The 19342-nt window shown below is 63.0% G+C and carries 19 protein-coding genes; 12 read left to right on the plus strand and 7 right to left on the minus strand.

Going from position 1 to position 19342, the window contains the following annotated elements; genetic code table 11:
- Positions 1-111 precede the first annotated feature (111 nt).
- The 8 genes from NCR98_RS21275 (at position 112) to NCR98_RS21310 (ending at position 9818) form a co-directional block, all read left to right on the plus strand.
- Positions 112-336: a DUF1427 family protein gene (locus tag NCR98_RS21275; protein ID WP_244831210.1), complete on the plus strand. Its 225-nt coding sequence runs from the start codon at positions 112-114 to the stop codon at positions 334-336.
- A 20-nt stretch (positions 337-356) separates the two neighbouring features.
- Positions 357-1037, plus strand: a complete 681-nt coding sequence (locus tag NCR98_RS21280) for a YoaK family protein (protein ID WP_250493938.1) — start codon at positions 357-359, stop codon at positions 1035-1037.
- A 27-nt stretch (positions 1038-1064) separates the two neighbouring features.
- Positions 1065-2000: a VOC family protein gene (locus NCR98_RS21285; protein WP_502799783.1), complete on the plus strand. Its 936-nt coding sequence runs from the start codon at positions 1065-1067 to the stop codon at positions 1998-2000.
- A complete protein-coding gene (locus tag NCR98_RS21290; protein ID WP_502799784.1) occupies positions 1924-3462 on the plus strand; it encodes an alginate export family protein in 1539 nt (512 codons plus the stop codon). Before NCR98_RS21285 ends, NCR98_RS21290 begins: the two co-directional genes overlap by 77 nt.
- Before the next feature lie 22 nt (positions 3463-3484).
- Positions 3485-5203 carry an FAD-dependent oxidoreductase gene (locus NCR98_RS21295; protein WP_244831214.1) on the plus strand — a complete coding sequence of 573 codons (1719 nt, stop codon included), beginning with the start codon at positions 3485-3487 and terminating at the stop codon, positions 5201-5203.
- Positions 5204-5286: 83 nt separating this feature from the next.
- Complete coding sequence (locus tag NCR98_RS21300; RefSeq protein WP_404989393.1) at positions 5287-6252, plus strand: MBL fold metallo-hydrolase; 966 nt, start codon at positions 5287-5289, stop codon at positions 6250-6252.
- 33 nt (positions 6253-6285) lie between these two features.
- Positions 6286-6729: a DUF3331 domain-containing protein gene (locus NCR98_RS21305; RefSeq protein ID WP_250511677.1), complete on the plus strand. Its 444-nt coding sequence runs from the start codon at positions 6286-6288 to the stop codon at positions 6727-6729.
- Between the two features lie 179 nt (positions 6730-6908).
- Positions 6909-9818: an ATP-binding protein gene (locus NCR98_RS21310; RefSeq protein ID WP_250527198.1), complete on the plus strand. Its 2910-nt coding sequence runs from the start codon at positions 6909-6911 to the stop codon at positions 9816-9818.
- Positions 9819-9995: 177 nt separating this feature from the next.
- Here the strand turns inward: NCR98_RS21310 and NCR98_RS21315 are convergent, their stop codons facing one another.
- The 3 genes from NCR98_RS21315 to NCR98_RS21325 all read right to left on the minus strand — a co-directional run bounded on the left by NCR98_RS21315 (position 9996) and on the right by NCR98_RS21325 (position 12669).
- Positions 9996-10916, minus strand: coding sequence for a LysR family transcriptional regulator (locus NCR98_RS21315; RefSeq protein ID WP_250467898.1), 921 nt, complete (start codon positions 10914-10916; stop codon positions 9996-9998).
- Between the two features lie 31 nt (positions 10917-10947).
- Positions 10948-11649, minus strand: a complete 702-nt coding sequence (locus NCR98_RS21320) for an SDR family NAD(P)-dependent oxidoreductase (protein WP_250527199.1) — start codon at positions 11647-11649, stop codon at positions 10948-10950.
- A gap of 117 nt (positions 11650-11766) precedes the next feature.
- A complete protein-coding gene (locus tag NCR98_RS21325; protein ID WP_284503897.1) occupies positions 11767-12669 on the minus strand; it encodes an SDR family oxidoreductase in 903 nt (300 codons plus the stop codon).
- 306 nt (positions 12670-12975) lie between these two features.
- Between NCR98_RS21325 and NCR98_RS21330 the strand changes: the two genes are divergently transcribed.
- The 4 genes from NCR98_RS21330 to NCR98_RS21345 all read left to right on the plus strand — a co-directional run bounded on the left by NCR98_RS21330 (position 12976) and on the right by NCR98_RS21345 (position 14833).
- Positions 12976-13317 (plus strand): hypothetical protein, encoded by a 342-nt coding sequence (locus NCR98_RS21330; RefSeq protein WP_244831220.1) that lies wholly within the window; start codon positions 12976-12978, stop codon positions 13315-13317.
- Positions 13318-13439: 122 nt separating this feature from the next.
- Positions 13440-13625 (plus strand): DUF2934 domain-containing protein, encoded by a 186-nt coding sequence (locus tag NCR98_RS21335; protein WP_250527200.1) that lies wholly within the window; start codon positions 13440-13442, stop codon positions 13623-13625.
- Between the two features lie 105 nt (positions 13626-13730).
- On the plus strand, positions 13731-14102 hold the full coding sequence (locus NCR98_RS21340) for a CidA/LrgA family protein (RefSeq protein ID WP_250467901.1): 372 nt from the start codon (positions 13731-13733) through the stop codon (positions 14100-14102).
- Positions 14099-14833 (plus strand): LrgB family protein, encoded by a 735-nt coding sequence (locus NCR98_RS21345; protein WP_244831223.1) that lies wholly within the window; start codon positions 14099-14101, stop codon positions 14831-14833. Before NCR98_RS21340 ends, NCR98_RS21345 begins: the two co-directional genes overlap by 4 nt.
- Positions 14834-14848: 15 nt before the next feature.
- On the opposite strand, the gene NCR98_RS21350 is transcribed toward NCR98_RS21345, so the two are convergent.
- From NCR98_RS21350 to NCR98_RS21365, 4 genes are all read right to left on the minus strand, one after another.
- Positions 14849-15778, minus strand: a complete 930-nt coding sequence (locus NCR98_RS21350) for a LysR family transcriptional regulator (protein ID WP_250527201.1) — start codon at positions 15776-15778, stop codon at positions 14849-14851.
- Between the two features lie 98 nt (positions 15779-15876).
- Positions 15877-16995: a porin gene (locus NCR98_RS21355; RefSeq protein ID WP_250527202.1), complete on the minus strand. Its 1119-nt coding sequence runs from the start codon at positions 16993-16995 to the stop codon at positions 15877-15879.
- A gap of 171 nt (positions 16996-17166) precedes the next feature.
- Entirely contained in the window at positions 17167-17865 is a 699-nt protein-coding gene (locus NCR98_RS21360) for a VOC family protein (protein WP_250527203.1), read from the minus strand.
- Positions 17866-17909: 44 nt separating this feature from the next.
- Complete coding sequence (locus tag NCR98_RS21365; RefSeq protein ID WP_250527204.1) at positions 17910-19181, minus strand: MFS transporter; 1272 nt, start codon at positions 19179-19181, stop codon at positions 17910-17912.
- Between the last annotated feature and the right edge of the window lie 161 nt (positions 19182-19342).

Consider the following 19342-nt stretch of genomic DNA (forward strand, 5'->3'; position numbering starts at 1 on the left):
GGTCTTAAGGTTTTTTAAGCTTTATCCAAGGCCAATTATCAATCGGCTTGCTAGGCTTTCCCTTAAGGGAGAGACAGCGTTTCTTCTTTAGGAAAGGATGGAACAGAGAACATGGGCTATGTCATTTCACTCGGTGTGGGCTTCGCGGTCGGCCTGCTCTATTGGCTCTTGCGCGTGCAGTCACCCGCGCCGCCTTTGATCGCGCTAGCGGGACTGCTCGGCATGGTACTCGGCGAACACGCAATACCGGTCGTGAAGTCGCAGTTCTTCGCGCAAACCGAAAGCGTGAACGTCGTATCGAAGGACAAGGCAGGCACGTCGCGTGAAGGCGGCTGAGGTTTCACCGGAGAAGTCCCTTGAAAGAGCATGAAGAGACGGTGCTCGCGTTCATAGCGGGATACGTCGATACGCTGGGATTCGTCGCGTTGTTCGGCCTCTTCACGGCGCATGTGACGGGCAACTTCGTGCTGATCGGCGCGGAGGTCGCGGGCGTGGGGCAAGGCGTGCTGCTCAAGCTGCTGGCGTTTCCGGCGTTCATCGTCGGCGTGGGATCGGCGAGCGTGGCGGCAAAGATCATGAAGGCACGTGGCGACGCCTACATCGCCGCAGCATTGCATCTGTGGCAAGCGTTGCTGTTGTTCGCGTTCTTCGGCACAGGACTGCTCGCGTTGCCTATCGATGACGCTTCATCGGGCATGGTGCTGCTCTGCGGCGTGTTGGGCGCCACCGCAATGGGCGTGCAGAACGCGCGCCCCAAAGTCTTGCAGAAGCCCGGGCTGCCCAACACAGTGATGACCGGCAATGTCACGCAGATCGTGCTCGATCTGGTCGATCTCGCGCATCGCGGTTCGCATCATGCAGAAGGGCCGCAAGTGCTTGCGCGTTTGCGCGCCACGCTCACGGCCATGCTTGCCTTTGCTATCGGCGCGGTGGGCGGCGCGCTCGCCTTCGTGCATCTCTCGTTCTACGGCCTGATCTTGCCCATCGCGCTGCTTCTGTTGCTCGCATGGCCGCCGCGCGTTGCCCGGGCGGCGTGACTTATGGTTCGCTCACTTCAAACATCAATGAGTATCGACATGATCAAGCTCGTTCGCTCAAGCGCCATCGCGGCGGCATTTCTCATCGGCATTGCGCCTCTCGCATCGTTGGCGGATGCCGGTCCGCATGACGCTACCGCCGCGTCCGCCATCAAGGGTCGAGTCGCGGTCGGTCCGCAATACGATACGACCCACGTCTACGTCGCATCCGCCGATGTCGATACCTTCGTGCAGAGCTTTCTCGCGACCTTCGGCGGCAAGGCATCGCAGAAGGCGGTTTTCACCGTGACGCCCACGCCGAGCAAGACGGCTTCGCAATACGTGCAGACGCCCGTGGGCATGCTGTCCGTGTTCGGCTTCGAAACGCCCGTGCCTTATCCGTTCGGCAACGAGCGCACGGGCTATCTCGTGACCGATATCGACGACGCCGTGAAGGCCGCGCGCGCGGCGGGCGCGGACGTGATCGTCGAACCGTTCGACGACCCCATCGGCAAGGACGCGATCATCCAGTGGCCGGGCGGCCTCGTCATGCAGCTCTACTGGCACACCAAGGCGCCGAACTACGCGCCGCTGCAAAGCGTGCCCGACAACCGCGTTTATGTCTCGCGTTACGAAGCGAATAACTTCGTGCGCCGCTGGCTGCGCTTTTCTCACGGCAAGGTGGTCTCGGACAATGCGCGTGCCGATGCGGGCGTGATCGGCAAACCGGGCGAGACGTTCCGGCAGATTCGCATCGACTCGAACTTTGGGCGCATGGTCGTCTTCGTAACCGATGGCAAGCTGCCGTTTCCGTTCGGCAAGGAAACGACCGGCTATGGCGTCGATGACCTCGCCGCGACCCTGCAACGTGCGCAAGCGGCAGGCGCGAAGGTGCTGGTCCCGCCTTATGCGAGCGCAAGCTACAAGACGGCGATGGTCGAGTTCCCGGGCGGATATATCGCCGAAATCCACGATGGCCGCTGATCGTTCCAGACGCTGCCGTGCGCTGCGTTCGCTGCGTATGTTCTTGATCGGCACGGGGATCGCGGCGGCGCTGCCCGTATCCGCGGCGGATACGGCGCTCGGCAGCGCAGGCGACGATACCAACGCCAGCGCCGCGCCGGGGGCATCGTGCGCGCGGCCGGCGATCAAGTTCAATCGCTGGCAGGAAGACTGGTCCGTGCTCGGTCTGCCTTGCGTGCCGAAACGCCCGCTCGACGCGCTCAAGTACATTCCGCTGTTCGGCAATCCGGATGCGTATGTGTCGCTCGGCGCGGTGCTGCGAGAACGCGTCGAGATGAACGACGCGCCGCTCTTCGGCTTAGGCTCCGGCCGCGACGATACCTACGTGCTGCAACGTCTCGAAGTCCACGCCGATGTGCATCTCGGCCCCTATGTGCAAGTGTTCACGCAACTGGAAGACGCGCGTCCGTATGGCAAGGACAACGTGACCTCCGTCGACAAGAATCCGCTCGATCTGCGTCAGGCGTTCATTGCGTTCACGCATCCGCTCGCGGGCGGGCTCGTCAAATTTCGCGCGGGGCGGCAGGAGATGGCGTTCGACTTGCAGCGCTTCGTATCGGTGCGCGACGGCCCGAACGTGCGGCAGGCTTTCGACGGTTTCTGGGGCGACTACGAGACCGGTCCGTGGCGCTGGATCGCCTATGCAACGCAGCCGGTGCAGTATCGCTTCAACACGGATTTCGACGATGTCTCCAATCGTCATCTCACCTTCAGCGGCGCGCGCGTCGAACGTCAGGGCGTGGGGCCGGGTGATCTGTCCGCATATTACTCGCGCTATAACCGCAGCAATGCGCGCTTTCTCGATGCCAGCGGCGACGAGCATCGCGATGTCTTCGACATGCGATACGCGGGCAATGTCTCGCATATCGACTGGGACGTGGAAGGCATGTATCAAAGCGGTCATGTCGGCGAGAAGACGATCAGCGCATGGGCCGTGGGTTCGCTCGCCGGTTACACGTTGGCGGCGGCGCCCTGGACCCCGCGTCTGGGCATTCAGATCGATGCCGCCTCGGGCGACCGTCATCCGGGCGATGGGCGCGTCGGCACGTTCAATCCGCTCTTTCCGAACGGCTATTACTTCACGCTCGCGGGCTACACGGGATACACCAACCTGATTCATATCAAGCCGTCGCTCACGCTCAAGCCCAACAGCAAGCTCTCGCTGCTCGCGGGCGTCGGCTTGCAATGGCGTGAGACCACCGCGGACGCCGTCTATGGACAAGGCTCGGCGGTCGTGCCGGGAACAGCCGGGCGCGGCTCGCGCTGGACCGGCTTCTATACGCAAGTGCGCGCGGACTATAACGTCGCGGCGAATCTCGTGGCCTCGGTCGAGGCCGTGCATTTTCAAGTCGGCTCGTCCTTGCGCGATCTCGGCGCGAGCAATGCCGACTACGTGGGCGCCGAACTCAAGTTCGGCTGGTAAAGCATTCGATGGAGCCTGAGTCATGAGCGATTCCGATCTACCGAGGCCGTTCGGGCGTGCCGCGACGCCATCCGAACTCGAAGTGCCTTTTTCCTCGCTTGAATTTCGTCAGCACCAGATGTTTCCGCGTCTCTCGGATACCGAGATCGAAAGCGTGCGGCGTTTCGCGCGGCCCATGTCGTTCAAAAAAGGCGACATGATCTTCGAAACGGGCAAGGTGGCGCTCGGTCTTTTCGTGTTGCTGAAGGGGCGCGTGCGTATCTCTTCGCGCGACAGCTTCGGGCGCTCCACGCTCGTCACCGAACACGACGACGGGCATTTCATGGCCGAGATGGCGCAACTCTCGGGCAAGCCCGCGCTGATCGACGGCGTCGCGCTCACCGACGCCGAAACGCTCGTCATCGAACCCGACAAGCTGCGCGCGCTGATCGTCGCCGACGCGCAACTCGGCGAGCACATCATGCGTGCGCTGATCCTGCGGCGGCTCGGATTGATCGAGCAGGGGCTCGGGCCGATCATCGTCGGCAATGGAGACGATGCGCGGCTGATCCGTCTGCAAGGCTTCCTGCGCCGCAACGCGCACCCGGCAACCGTGGTCGATGCCCGCACCGATCCCGAAGCGGTGACGCTGCTCTCCGGCATGACGACCGGTCCGGACGACTTCCCGCTCGTCTTCTGCCCGAACGGCTACGTGTTGCGCGCGCCGGACGAGGCGCAACTCGCGTCGTGCCTGGGACTCGTGCCGGCGTTCGAGCCTTCGCATATCTACGATGTCGCTATCGTCGGCGCGGGACCGGCCGGGCTCGCGGCGTCGGTGTATGCGGCCACCGAAGGGCTTTCGGTGGCCGTGTTCGATCAGCGCGCGCCGGGCGGTCAGGCGGGCGCGAGCGCGCGGATCGAAAACTATCTCGGCTTTCCCACCGGCATCTCGGGTCAGGCGTTGGCGGCCCGCGCGTTTCAGCAGGCGCTCAAGTTCGGCGCGCACCTCGCCATTCCGGGCAAGGTGACGTGCGTCACGCCCGAGAACGACGTCTTCGTCGTCACGCTCACCGATGGCCAGCGCGTGAGCGCACGCACGATCGTGGCGGCGAGCGGCGCGGCGTATCGCAAGCCGGACGTCGAGGACTTCGACCGCTTCGAAGGGCGCGGCACGTACTACTGGGCGTCGACCATCGAGGCGCGGCTCGTCAAGGGGCAGGATATCGTGTTGATCGGCGGCGGCAATTCGGCCGGTCAGGCGATCGTCTTTCTTGCTAACTTCGCGCGCAGCGTGCGGGTGCTCGTGCGCGGCGAAAGCCTGAGCGCGAGCATGTCGCGGTATCTGATCGACCGCATTGCTTCCCTGCCGAACGTGATGCTCTGCACGCGCTGCACGTTGAGCGGCCTCGAAGGCGACGAGGCGGGCCTCACGCACGTTCGCGTCCATCATGCGGACGAGGCGCGTGACGAGGCCATCGCGACGCGGCATCTGTTCCTCTTCATCGGCGCGGACCCGGAGACGCGCTGGCTCGCGGCGAGCGGCGTCGCGCTCGACAACCGCGGCTTCGTGATGACGGGATCGGGGCGCACGGAACACGGCACGCGGCTGCGCTTCGCGCTGGAGACGAGCGTGCCGGGCATCTTCGCGGTTGGCGACGTGCGCTCGGAATCGGCCAAGCGCGTGGCTTCCGCGGTCGGCGACGGCGCGGCGGTGGTCAGTCAGATTCATGCGTACCTGAGCTTGTCGGTCACCGCCGATTAATAACATTTAAGGACGATTAGCGCGTCTGCCGATTTATGCGTGGCTATGCTTCGTGAGAACCGGTGCGTGCAAGGGAAACGCTCATGTCGAAGTGGAGAAGTCTCGGATGCCTCGTGCTTTGCGTCAGCGCCTTCATGACGACGGACGCGGCATTCGCCCGCGCGCCGATGGTCGGCACGCAAGGGCCGGGCTTTTATCGCCTGATGCTCGGGCGATTCGAAGTCACGGCGCTGTCCGACGGCACGCATCCGTTTCCCATCGATACGGTGGTGGAGGGTGTATCGAAGAAGGAAATCGCCGAGGACTTGCAGCGCGATTTCCTCGATGCGCCGGTTCAAGGCTCGATCAACGCGTTCCTCGTCAACACGGGCGCGAAGCTGATTTTGATCGACTCCGGCGCGGGCGTGTTGTACGGTGCGTGCTGCGGCCGGATGATGGCGAACCTGCGGGCGGCGGGGTATCGGCCGGAAGACGTCGACGAGATTCTGCTCACGCATCTGCATAAGGATCACGTGGGCGGCGTCATCGTCGATGGCGCGATGGCGTTTCCAAACGCCGTGCTGCGCGTGAACCGGACCGAGGCGGACTACTGGCTCGATGCCGCGAACAAGCCGAAGGCGCCTGCGTTCCTCTCGACTTTCTTCGATGCCGCGAGCGCCTCCGTCGCGCCTTACGTGGCGGCGGGCCGTTTCGTGCCGTTCTCGGGCGATGTCGAACTCGAACCCGGCATTCGCGCCATCGCGACGCCGGGTCATACGCCGGGACACACGACGTATCGCATCGAAAGCGGCGGCAAGACGATGCTCGCGTGGGGCGACGTGATCCACGTGGCGAGCATTCAGTTGCGCAATCCGCAGGCGTCCGTCGAGTACGACACCGATGCACCGGCCGCGCGCCGTTCGCGTCGCGCCGCGCTCGATCTCGTGGCGCGCGAGGGCGATCTCGTGGCGGCGGCGCACATCGCGTTTCCGGGTTTGGGACATGTGAGAAAGGAGGGCGCCCGCTACGAGTGGGTGCCCGTCAACTACGAAGGCGATCCGGGCCATTGACGCGCCCGGCGCCTGACCACGCGGAGATGCGCGATGCCAGAAGCCCTCGTAGCAGAACGTAGAACCCTGCCGCCGCGTGCCGCAAGAGGGGCGGAGGTGATCGCGAATCTCACGCGCGGCGCGGTCTGGACGCATGTGATCGATGCGCTGCAAGGCGGCAACGACATGGCGCATCGTGCGGCGCTGGAAGCTTTGAAGCGCATGCGCGGACGCGAGACGCAGCCGTTTGCGGACCATGCGCGCATCGAGGTGCTGGAGCGGCTGTCGTCGAGAACCATCGCGATTCTCTGGCAGGACGCGACGCGTTGCCGCTATGCGGATCAGGTCTGGGTGCGTTGCCAGGCGCGCAAGATTGGCCGTTGCGCGCTCACGGGCGCGGGGATCGTGCGTGGCGATATCGTCTACAAGCCGCAACGGCGCAACGCTTCGTTGGGCAATGCACGCGCCATGATCTTGGCTTCCGCGTTGCCCGACTAGGTTCGACGCTGCGCCGCATGTGCAAAACGCATGTGCAAAATTATTGAACGATAAGCCCGGTTTTTTCCAAACATGGGAGAAGGCGGGTGCTCTATGCTTCGGGGGCACTTTCCGGGCGCCAGAATTTTGGGTGCGGCGCCGGGGCTACGTTCAAACCTTCATATGCTGGACCATTGCGCATGATTCGCATCGGACCGCTTCAGGTGGATCTCGAGCGTCGGCAATTGCTGCTCGATGACGAACTTGTTCGACTCGGAAGCCGTGCGTTCGATATTCTCGCCGTGCTCGTGGCCGCCGACGGCGCGCTCGTCTCGAAGAACGACCTGCTCGCGGCGGTATGGCCGGATACGCTCGTCGAAGAGAACAATCTGCAGGTGCACATGTCGGCGCTGCGCAAGGTGCTGGGCTCGAACCGCGTGCTGATCCAGACCGTCTCGGGACGCGGTTACCGGCTCGTCAGGACGAGGCAACCGGCCGATGCGCCCACGAGCGTCGCCAACGCCGGCGTTGCACACAACCTGCCTTCGAATACCTCCCCGCTCGTCGGACGCGATACCGCCATCGCCGATATCCTGCTCGCGCTCGAAGCGGCGCGGCATGTGACGCTGATCGGCGCGGGCGGGATCGGCAAGACGCGCCTTGCGATCGAAGCCGGACGGCGTTCGCTCGACCGCTTCCCCGACGGCGTGTATCTCGTTTCGCTTTCGCCCGCGCAAGATTTGCCAAGCGTGCTGGCGGCGTTCACCGGCACGCTCGGCATCAATCCGGCGGCGGGGTCGCGCTCGCTTGCCGTCATCGCGCAGGAATTGCGCGAGCGCCGCATGCTCGTCCTGCTCGATAACTGCGAACACGTTCTCACGCCTGCGGCGAGTCTCGCCGATGCGCTTTGCACGGTGAGCGATTCCATTCGCGTACTGGCCACGAGCCGCGAACCGCTCAAGGTGGTGAGCGAGCATCTTTACTGGGTCGCGCCACTCAGCGTGCCCGCGCCAAGCGCCTCGGGCGTCGACATAAAGCGATGCAGCGCCGTGCAACTGTTTCTGGCTCGCGCGCGCGCCATCGACCTGCGCTTTTCGTGCGATGAACGCAGTATGGAACTCATCGGCACCGTTTGCCGGCGGCTGGACGGCATACCGCTCGCCATCGAACTGGCTGCATCGCGCGCCACGATACTCGGTGTCGAAACGCTTGCGGCGCATCTCGATGACCGCTTTCGCATGCTCACCGGCGGCAATCGCACGGCGCTGCCACGGCATCAGACCTTGCGCGCGACGCTCGACTGGAGCCACGCCTTACTCGATGACGCCGAACGCACGACCCTGCGCCGCCTCGGCATTTTCGTGGCGGACTTTTCGATGGAAGCGGCGGTCGCCATTGTCGGCGACGATGCATTGCGCGAGTTCGATGTGATCGCGGCGGTATCGGGACTCGTGGAGAAATCGCTCGTCGCACGGCAGACGGGGAACGGCCGAGCGGCGTATCGTCTGCTGGAATCGACACGCGCCTATGCTTTGCAAAAACTCGATGACAACGGCGAGCGGCAACGCGTATCGCTCGGTCACGCCAATCATTTCGCGAGCCTTTTGAACGACGACGCGCAGCATGGCGGCGGACATCACTCCGAAGGTTGGCAACGGCGCATGCGCGACATGCTCGGCGACCTGCGCGCCGCGCTGACATGGACGCTTTCGCCCAAAGGCGATGCCATTTTGGCGGAAACGCTGTGCGTGAAATTCGTCTCGCTGCTGTTCGAACTCTCGCTCGTCGAGGAATGCTGCGTGTGGGCGCGGCGCTCGCTTGCCGCGCTGCAAACCGGACGCGAGGCGGAAGCTTTCTCGCATCGCTGCATGCGCGTGCGGATGCGTTTGCAGGCGGCGCTTGCTGCCGCGCTCGTCTATGTGCATGGTCCGGACAAGGAGACTCGCGCGTTGTGGTCGGAGGTGCTGGCGTTGTCGCTGGCGCTGGCGGATCGCGTCTTCGAGGCACGCGCGCTCTGGGGCATGTGGAACGCGAGCCAAAGCGCGGGCGAAGTGCGCAGCGCGTTGTCGTTCGCCCGGCGCTTCGCGGCACTCGCCGCCGATTCGCAGACCACCGACGCCGAGCCGGAATCGACCGATGTGCTGCTCGGCTACCGGCTGCTCGGCATTGCTTCCCACTATGCGGGCGAACAGGCGAAGGCGCGGGCATCGCTCGAACACTTTCTGCAGCATGCGGCGCGCTTGCAGACGCGTATGCCGCTTGGGAGATCGGTCGATCAGCGGATCGTCGGGGAGGCCACGCTTGCGCGCGTGCTCTGGCTGCAAGGCGCGCGCGACGAGGCGCGGCGGTTGGCCGAAGCGTGCGTCGTGGATGCATGCGCCGCCGAGCAGGCTATCGTGACCGCTTATGTGCTGATCGAAGCGCGCATCCCGCTGGCGTTGCTCTCGCGCGAACGGGAGGCGGCGCGGCAGGCTATCGACATGCTGCTTGGGATTTCGATGCGCACGGGTTTGAACGTTGCGCAGGCGTGCGGCGCGGCATTCGACGCGTACCTGATTTCGCTCGATGACATCACGCCCGACGTCCTTCAAGCGTTCGACGCGGCGTTGAAGGAACTCGATACGCTCGGCTTCAACGCGCCGCGCTCCATGCTTGCCGCGCAATATGCGCGTGCGCTCGGGCAGGCGGGACGGCACGGCGAGGCCATCGACACGACCGTGCGCGCGCTCAAGCGTTGCAACGACAATGGCGACGCGTGGTATGCGAGCGAACTCTTGCGCACGCAGGGCGAACTTCTGCTGATGGGGCCGCCGGGCGAGGCCGCGTCGCTCGATGCGGAAGTCTGCTTTGCGTCCGCGCTGGAAACGGCGTCGATGCAGGGTAGCGATTCGTTCTATCTGACCGCGGCCACGAGCTACGCGCGTCACTTGCATGCGAGCGGCCGCAACGCGCAGGCGATGACGGTGCTGGAAACGGCGTGCGCGCGCTTTCCGCAATGGCGCGAGTGGGACGATTTTCGCGCGGCGTTGCGCCTTTTGAACACGCTCAAGACCGCGTGCGATTCAGCGGATTCGGCGGATTCCGCGGATTCAAGGGAAGCGCGGCGCTGAGTCATTTGCTTGCTCTGGCGCGCGAGTTGGACAAACTTGTGCGCGGCTCCGTGCCCTCTGAATACGCTAAGAACGCGTTCGATTCGGCGCATTCGATGGAAGGCGGCGTTGAGCCGATCTCACGCGAGCGCCATGCGGCGATGCGTCCGCCGCACGCCTTTCATAACCGCATCGCCATCACGCGGCCGCGATGCGTTGATGCGCGGCTTCATCGATCAGGTCCGGGCGATCGAGCTGATCGACCCACCATTGCAGCGCGCGTCCGACGCGATCGCTGCGCCACGCGAGATAGAAGTACGTGATATCTCGCATGCCGATGACTTCCTTGCTGACGAGCGTGCCGCGCCGGAGATGTTCATCGGCGAGACATTCGGGAATGGTGCCGGCCGCGATGCCTTGCAACTGCGCGTGCAGTTTGGCTTCGAGCGACGGCACGGTGAGCACCTCCTGATTCGGCCCGATGGCGATGGTGCGCGGCGCGAGTTCGCGCGAGGTATCGCCGATGGCAACGGCGCGGTGCTGCGCGACGGTATCGGCGGAAAGCGGCCCTTTTGCCGACGCGAGCGGATGATTGGGCGCGACCACGAACACATGCTTGAGCGAGCCGATTGGCTTGGCGATGAGATCGGGAATGAGCGGCGGCTCGCCTGCCGCGCCGACGACGAGATCCGCGCGGCGCGTGAGCAGCGCGTCCCACGAACCGCCGAGCACTTCCTTGGAGAGCACGAGGCGCGTGTCGAGCTTGAGACTGTAGAAGGCGCTGACGGGCTTCCACAACATGTCGAACGGAATGATTTCGTCGATGCCGAGCCGCAGTTCCGTTTCCCAGCCGTGCTGCACGCGTTTGGCTTTGCGTTCGAGATCGGCGGCGGCTTCGAGCAAACGGCGGCCTTCATCGACGACGAGGCGTCCTGCCTGCGTGAGCGTCGCGCGCCGCCCGGTGCGGTCGAAGAGCGTCACACCGAGATCGAGTTCCAGCTTCTGAACAAGATACGTCAGCGACGAGGGGACTTTGTGAAGCGCTTCCGCCGCTTTTGCGAAGGTTCCGGTGCGGTCGATGGCGTCGAGGGCCTGGAGGACTTCGAAGGAGAGGTTCATGGGGAGCGTCGGTATCGAAAGGAAAATCCCCTCAAAACGTCTCCACCCAAGGCCGAACCTCGATCTCCCAAGACCACGCACTGCGATGCTGTCGCAGCAAATCCATATAAGTTTGCGCGATGGCATCCGGATCGAGCGTGCTGTCGGGCTTGTCCACGGGATCAGGCCGATGCTCCGCCCGCACGCCGCCATCGACGACGATATGCGCGACATGAATGCCCTTCGGCGCTAGCTCGCGCGCCGCGCTCTGCGCAAGACCGCGTAGCGCGAACTTGCCCATCGCGAAAGGCGCGGAGAGCGCAAAGCCCTTGATGCCCGCTGTCGCGCCCGTCAGCAGAATGGCGCCTTTGCCCGCGGGCGTCATGCGCTTCGCCGCTGCCTGCACCGCGTAGAACGCGCCCAACGCCGTGACGCCGAGCGCTTTCCCGACCTCCGCCGGATCGAGTTCCGCAATGGGACCGCGCACTCGCCCGCTCGCGTTGTACACGACGATCTCCGGCGCGCCGATGCGCGCTTCGGTTTCCGCAAAGAGCCGCTCGACCTGAGCGGGATCGGCGGCATCGACGGTCAGGGCGATGGCGCCGGTTTCATCGACGAGCGGCTTCAGCTTGTCGATGTTGCGCGCGGCAATCACGACCGGCAGACCGGCGTCGCGCAAAAGCCGGGTGAGCGATCCGCTGATGCCGGAGCCCGCTCCGATGATCAACGCGTTGCGGTAGGGCATCTTGGTCATGGTTTCTTCGCCTAAGGGAGCATGGTTCGGTTCGGTTCGGCTCTGGCGTCGAGGCGCCAGAGCCATGACGAGCATCATAAATGTTGATCGCCAATCGCGCCCGCCCGCACCGAGGCATCAAGGCAAGTGATTGCCGCCTGTCACACCATAGACTTCTCCGGTCACGAAACTAGACTCTTGCGATGCAAGCAGCACGTAAATGGGCGCGAGTTCGGCGGGCTGGCCGGGCCGCTTCATCGGCACTTCGGAACCGAATACCTCGATCTTGTCCTGCGGCTGGCCGCCGCTCGATTGCAACGGCGTCCACACCGGGCCCGGCGCCACCGCATTCACGCGCACGCCCTTCGATGCGACCTGTTTGGCGAGCGCATGCGTGAACGCAGTGATCGCGGCCTTCGAAGGCGCATAATCGAGCAAGGACGGGCTCGGCTGATAGCTCTGGATGGACGTCGTATTGATGATGGTCCCGCCCGGCGGCATATGCGGGAGCGTCGCCTTGCACAGCCAAAACATCGCGAAGACGTTCGTGCGGAAAGTGGCTTCGAATTGCTCTGTCGTCAGTTCAACGATGGTTTCCACCGACGTTTGCTTGCCCGCCACGTTGACGAGAATATCCAGTCCACCCAGTTCGGCAACCGTGCGGCTGACGAGATCGCCGCAGAAGGTTTCGCTGCCGATGTCGCCTGGCAGCGCCACGGCCTTCACGCCTGCGGCTTGCACGAGTTCAAGCACTTCGCGCGCGTCCGGCTCCTCGGACGGCAAATAATTGAGGACGAGGTCCGCGCCCTCACGCGCAAAGGCAATCGCCACGGCGCGGCCAATGCCGCTGTCGGCGCCCGTGATCAGTGCGCGGCGGCCCTTGAGACGGCCGAACCCTTGATAGCTGTCCTCGCCGTGATCGGGACGCGGCTTCATGTCCTGAGCGAGGCCGGGCGCGGACTGCGGCTGGCGCTCGAAGTCGGGACCGGGGTACTGCTTGAGCGGGTCCTGCATCGTGTACTGGTTCTTCGTTGCGGTCATCGTTTCGTTCCTTACTTGCAAAAAGGGATGAGTGTTCGCGGCGTCATTTCAGGGCGCTGATTCTGGATTTAGCGTAAGCGACGGTTACGGCTCGGCTCTGCAATGGCCATGCCTAGCGACAGCGGTAGTCGCGCGCAGCCCGATCCACAGTCTTCCGATGCATGTGAACGCACCGCGGCCGTGCGCTTGCGCACAGTCGTCGGAGAGAAAATCCGTCCCGGCACGCCGCCTGCTTGTCGTAACTCAAATGCTGCAACGGAGAGAGCCATGAGATTCGCATTTCTTCAGAACGTGGACTTCGAACGCGTGTCCTTCGACATGGGTCGCCAGTTTTCCCAGTTTCTGAAGGGAAAAGGTCTGGTCGATGAGGAAAGCGCTGCCCAAAGGAACATCGATTCCGCCGACGTATTCGGCGCGGTCGACGACAGCTTTTCCGAAGCGGTCAACTTTCGCTTCAATGTGCGTGGCGTGGAGCACCGCGGAGCCGTCACGCACGACGCCTTGCGCGATCGTCACGGCGTGCCAGGTGTATCCGAGCCCGAACTCGCTCTGTTCATCAGGCATGCGCCGGCAATCGGCCGGGCGGCGATGATCAAGCAGGCGCGCAGCCGATCCGGCTTCGTTGTGCTGGAAAGTGGCGATCTATGACAAGACCTCGTTGGTCGGACTGGTATTGCGGCAATAAGCGTTGTTGAGGGTATTCACAATTGCCGGGGCTTCGACTCTAGGTAGCGCGTCGGCGCCGGTTCGTAGCCAATCATGGAGAAGACATGGAAGATCATAAGGAACAGGACCGCATTCGCCGCCGCGCCTATGAACTATGGGAACGAGAAGGCAGCCCCGATGGACGTGCCGAAGAATTCTGGGAGCAGGCACGCACTCAACTGGAAGCCGAGGACCCGGAGAGTTCCACGAGCGAAGAACCTGCCACGGCCAGCGCCACGCAAGGCAAGTAACGTCTCTTCGCAGGCAAGGCATCCGATGCGTCACGCGGCGCATCGGAGTTCGATTGACTAGAATACGGGCGCAACGCGTTCTCTCAATCGGACCACACAGACTCCATGCTCGCAGCGCTAGCCACCTTGCTCGTCTTCCAGTGTCTGGGCGAAGGCGTCTCCTATTTGTTCAGCATTCCCGTTCCTGGACCTGTCGTCGGCATGCTCATGCTGCTCGGCTTTCTCGCGATACGTCCGCAGGCCGCCAACGCGCTCGAACCCACCGCGCTCGAAATACTCCGTCATCTTTCGCTACTCTTCGTGCCTGCAGGCGTCGGCATCATGGTGTCGGCGAAAGCGCTGAGTGGCGACCTCGTCGCGGTCGTCGTGGCCATCGCGGTTAGCACGACGCTGGCGATTGCGGTCACCGCGCTCGTCATGCGCGCGATGCTGCGCCGACAGCGCCGCCTCTCCAACGATACGAAAGGCGCCGCATGACCGCGATCCCACGCCTCGGAGGTATTTGGGTCTATCTGGCGGCCACGCCGCTGCTCGGGCTCACGATCACGCTGCTCGCTTACCTCATTGCGCAGCGCATCTACGCAGCCTTCAAATTCAATCCGCTGGCAAACCCGGTGTTGATCGCGGTGGCGATCGTCGTCGTCGTGCTAAAGACCAGCAACACGCCGTACGACACGTACTTCGATGGCGCGCAGTTCGTGCATTTTCTGCTCGGACCCGCGACCGTTGCGCTCGCGTTGCCGCTTTACCGGCAGCTTGCGAATCTGCGGCGGCTCGCGTTGCCGATCATCGTAAGCCTTGCGGCGGGCTCGTTGACGGCGATCGTCTCGGCGGTGTCGGTGGGCGCGCTCATGGGCGCATCGCGCCAGACGGTGGCATCGCTTGCGCCGAAGTCGGCTACGACGCCTATCGCCATGGCGGTTGCCAAACAGGTCGGCGGTGTGCCGTCGCTCACGGCGGTGCTGGTGATATCGACGGGCGTCTTCGGTGCGGTTGCCGCGCGGGGCATCCTCAACCTTCTTCGTGTGAACGAAGTCGAAGCGCGCGGGTTTGCGCTCGGTGTGGCGTCGCACGGCATCGGAACGGCGCGCGCGTTTCAGGTGAGCGAGGAGATGGGCGCGTTTGCCGGGCTTGGAATGGGGCTGAACGGTGTGTTCACGGCGTTCGTCGTGCCGGTGTTGTTGCCGATGCTGGCGCGGTTTGTTTGATGCGGTATCGACGGACTAAGGCCCGGTTCTGACCGCATGACCCGGCGCCGCAATCGCGCGCTGTGCGAAGTCTATGAACGCATGCACCTTTCGCGAATGACGCCGGTTAGGCAGGTAAGTCGCATAGACGAAAGCGTCGCCGCCCTCCGGCGTGACCTGCGCGTCGTCGAACAAGGCAATCAAAGATCCGTCGCGTACCGACGCCCCGACGAGCCATTGCGGCAGCAGAGCGATGCCCAGCCCGCCGAGCGCCGCGCCCGCGAGCATGTCGAGATTGTTCGTCAACAATTGACCGCCGACATCGACGGATTCGCTTCTGTCAGGGTAGCGGAATACCCACTTCTGCCGGTTGCCGGGCTTATACGCAAACCGCAGACAGTCGTGTGCAACGAGTTCCGAAGCTGCGTGTGGATGGCCTCGCCTCTGCAAGTACGCCGGACTTGCCACGACGCATCGCGCACTGTGGCCGAGCCGCTTCACGATGAGACGAGGGTCGGCGGTCGGCACGCCAACGCGCAAGGCCAGATCGATCTTCTCGCTGACCAGATCCATGTGACTGTCAGACACGACCAGTTCCAGGTTCACGCGCGGATGCTGCCGTAGAAACGTCGCGATATGCGGGGCGATATGCAGCCGGCTATAAGTTGCCGATACGCTCACGCGCAACGAGCCCATGGGATCGATACCGGTGTCGATGACGCTATCGTCGGCGCCCGCCAGATCGGCCAGCACCTGGCGCACTTGCTCGACGTAGGTCACACCGGCGTCGGTGAGCGTGACGCTGCGCGTCGTGCGTGTCAGAAGCGACGTGCCGAGCGACGCTTCGAGTCCGTCCATCAGTCGCATGACGGAAGACGTCGTCTTGCCGAGTTCATGCGCGGCTGCCGTGAAGCCGCCGGATTCCGCTACCGCCAGCAAGGTTCTCAATGCCAACAGCTTGTCCATGTGCTCTCTATGAGTTCGACGCCGCGACCTTCGAGCGTCGCTGACAGTGTACTCATCCAGAAAGAGGAGGGCAGACTCGGTGCATCGAATGATCGCGTTCAGAACTTGTGACGAATGCCGAGCGTCACCACGAGCTGACGCTTGCTGCTCGACGGTCCGTAGCCGAGCACGGTGGCGTGCGTGGCATCGCCCGCAGCTTGCTGGGCGAAGGCGAGCATGGCGATATCCGTGCGCTTCGAAAGAATGTAATCGACCGTGACGTTCAGCTCGTGCCACATCGGCGACTGGTCGGGATTGTCGTATTTTCCGCGCGTGAAAAAGTAGGCGGAGCCGATCAGCAAGTCGGGCCGAATGTTGTAGTTGACGCTCACGTTGAAGTTTTTCAGATTCAGGTGACTCTGGTCGAGATAGCTGTAATCCACGTTCGTGAACATTGCGCCTAAGCGAAGCGGGCCTGCTACATAGAAGCCGCCGGTGCCGAGAATTCTTTGTTTGCTGGCATAGGCCTTCGAAGGCAACGCGCTGTGCGTGAACAGCAGATACGTGGGCGAGTAATCGTTGTCGACGGCGCCCGTTTGATTGGTGTTGCTGTACGGCGAGTCGTACTCCGCATACGCAACGTTCCAGTTGAAGGGACCGTGGTCGTATCGGAGGCCGAGGCTGAAGGCACGATTGTCCGCAAAGCCGCCGGATGAGTTGCTGAAGCCATACAAGGCAGTGGCCTTGATACCGTGGAAGTCCGGGCTCACATACTTCAACGAATTTTGGATGCGAATATTGTTGAAGGTGTTGTCGCTATCGCCAATACTCCCGAGCCAGCTCCATGCCGTATTGGGTCCCAGATAGTCGACGACGGCATCGTACTGACGGCCAGCGGTAAGCGTACCCCAAGCGTCGCTCGAAAGGCCGACAAAAGCCTGTCTGCCGAACTCGCGGCCGTTGTTGCTCAATGCGCCGTTCAACGCATTGAAGCCGTTTTCTAGCGTGAATACTGCCTTCAGGCCCGAGCCGAGATCTTCGATCCCACGCAGTCCCCAGCGCGGGCTCTGATTTTGTCCGGTGATGGCCTGATACGTATGATGACCGGATTGATTCGGCGAATAAGCGACGCCCACCGATATCAACCCGTACAACGTAACGCTGCTTTGCGCATGCGCAATCGGGACTTGCAGGCCAGTCAAAAGTCCTGCCGCAACAGCGAGGTGCTTGAACTTCACGTGATACTCCATGATTTTGGCGCGACAAACGGGCTCGTCATGGTCGCGACGATCGATATCGGCAATACGAAATGGGTCGATGCGGTTGTCCCACCCGTCACGGTGAGACGGACGTGGGCGTCGGGCTAAAGGCCGGTCACTGCCTTTGCGCGGTTTGCGATGTCGGGAAGCTCAAAGCTGCACGGACGCGCGGCGGATCTCCCGTTCTCCGTCGCTCGTTCTCACGCCGAGCGCATAAAGTCCCGAGGTCTTGCCGTTGTAACGAATCTCGAACGGGAAATCGGAAGGTCGTGCAATCTCGCCGAGCCACTTGGCCAGCGCGCTTTCGTCTTCGCCGATCTCGATCCAGTCGAGACCTTCGCCGCGTACGCTTCCAGTTCCCGGTTCCACGGGCAGACTCGCGGTATGCGGAGCGTTACCGGGCTTGAAGTACAAATTTGGCTTGCCAATAGGCCACGCTGTCATCGCGCTGGGCGTTTGCAGCGCAAAGCCGCGATTGCCGTTCATCATCTGGCGCCCGGCATCCTTGCCGGTCGTGCTTTCATCGATCACTGTTCCGTGATGCCGGGCGAACGCTTTCAGTTCATCGAGCGAATCGGTCCGCAGGCACCAGCCGACGAAACAGTCGCCATTTCGTGTCTGTTGCTCGAAAAACCTTGGCAGAGGTTGATCGCGCTGGAGAACGGTGTGATCGACGATTCCTTCCACTTCGATATAGATATCCGGCGCGAGCGGTACGACTTTATGGCCGATGCCGTAGAGTGGAAAGAAGCCGCCGTCGTAGTTGCCTAAGCCGGTTTCACGGCTGAGCCGGAACGTGGCTTCATAGACGTTGAGCGCTGCAAGGCAGACATGGTCGAAGTGGATCATTGCGTCATTCCTGATGAAGTAATACGTACTCGTTATGTGACTGCTCAATCGGTCGAGGTCAGTCCGAAGTTCTCTTGCCGGTGCGCGTCGCCAGCGGTGCCGTCGTAACGTGGCAGCAAGAGGAAAGTGAAGGCGGCGCCAGCGGCCAGCGCGGCGCACAGCACGAGCGCCGGTTGATAGCTGCCGAGACGATCCGCGAGCCAGCCGATACCAAGCGGGCCCACACCGGCCGCGATGCACAGCGAGCCGTACTGCCATGCATAAGCGCGTGGAAACATGCGCAACCCGAAGTAGCGAGTGCACATATAAGCGACCAAATCGATCTCTCCGCCGAATGCCCAGCCGACCGTGAAGGCATAGAGCGGTGCAAAGGCGAGGCCGCCCAGTTTGAGCGACAGGACGCCGCCCATCCCGACGAGGCAGGAGAACGCCATGAGGCGCGGCGCATGCACGTGGTCGGAGAGCCAACCGACGATCAGGCGCACGCAGATCGTGCCCACGCCGATCAGGCTCATATACTTCGCCGCCGAGGTCGGTGTCGCACCGAGTTCACGAAGCATCGGCGCCATGTGCTGCGCGCTGCCTGCAACGAATAGCGTCGACAACGTGAAGGCCACGAACATGAGCCAAAAAGTCCGGCTTCGCTTGACCGCGGCAAACTCCTTCGCCAGCGCTTTCGGATCGGCGACTTCGGGATTGTTTGAAGCGTTCGAGATGTCTTGCTGATTGTCCCGAAGGATCAGGAGCGAGACGGGTGCACCAATAGCCGCGATCGCCGCGAGCATCAGATAACCGGCATGCCAGCCGGATCGGGCGATCGTCATGGCGATGATCGGCGGCAGAATGGCTCCGCACAGTCCCAGCCCGACTTGTGTCAGACCCAGCGCGAATCCGCGACTGCGGTCGAACCAGTCGCTGATTACCCGTGTGAACGTGAGGCCGCTCGTGCCGCCGCCGAAAAATCCGGCCAGGCCCACGAGCACGATATACGCGATGGGCGTGGAGATGAACGCCGCCATCCCTGCAAAGCACGCAGCCAGAGCGAGGGCGCTGCCTGCTGCGGTGCGGGCGGCGCCGAAACGCGAAAGCAGCCGTCCCCACATTTGCAGGCCAATGGCGAGTCCGAGCGTGAACGCCAGATAGCCCGCGCCGTATTGCGTCTTCGTCAGGCCGACCGCACTTTGCAGGTCTTTGGCGAACAGGCCGAGATTGTAGGAGCCCAGGCCGATTACGCCAATTCCAAGGCCGACGGTCGAGCCGATCAGCTGCGCCCATCCGCGTCTGAATTCGCCTGGTGTGTTCGTTGAGACATTCATGGAAGCAATCGCCAATTATCAGTTGATCAATAGAAGTTCGGCACGACGCGTAAATGTGCGCAGCGTTGAGCGTTCAGCAAGGCAGACAGCTCAAGATGGAACAGAACTCACGATTCCACTTGAACCAGAGGACACCGGTGTATCTCCACTCGTTATGTAGC

The organism is Caballeronia sp. GAWG2-1 (assembly GCF_023631405.1).
GTDB lineage: Bacteria > Pseudomonadota > Gammaproteobacteria > Burkholderiales > Burkholderiaceae > Caballeronia.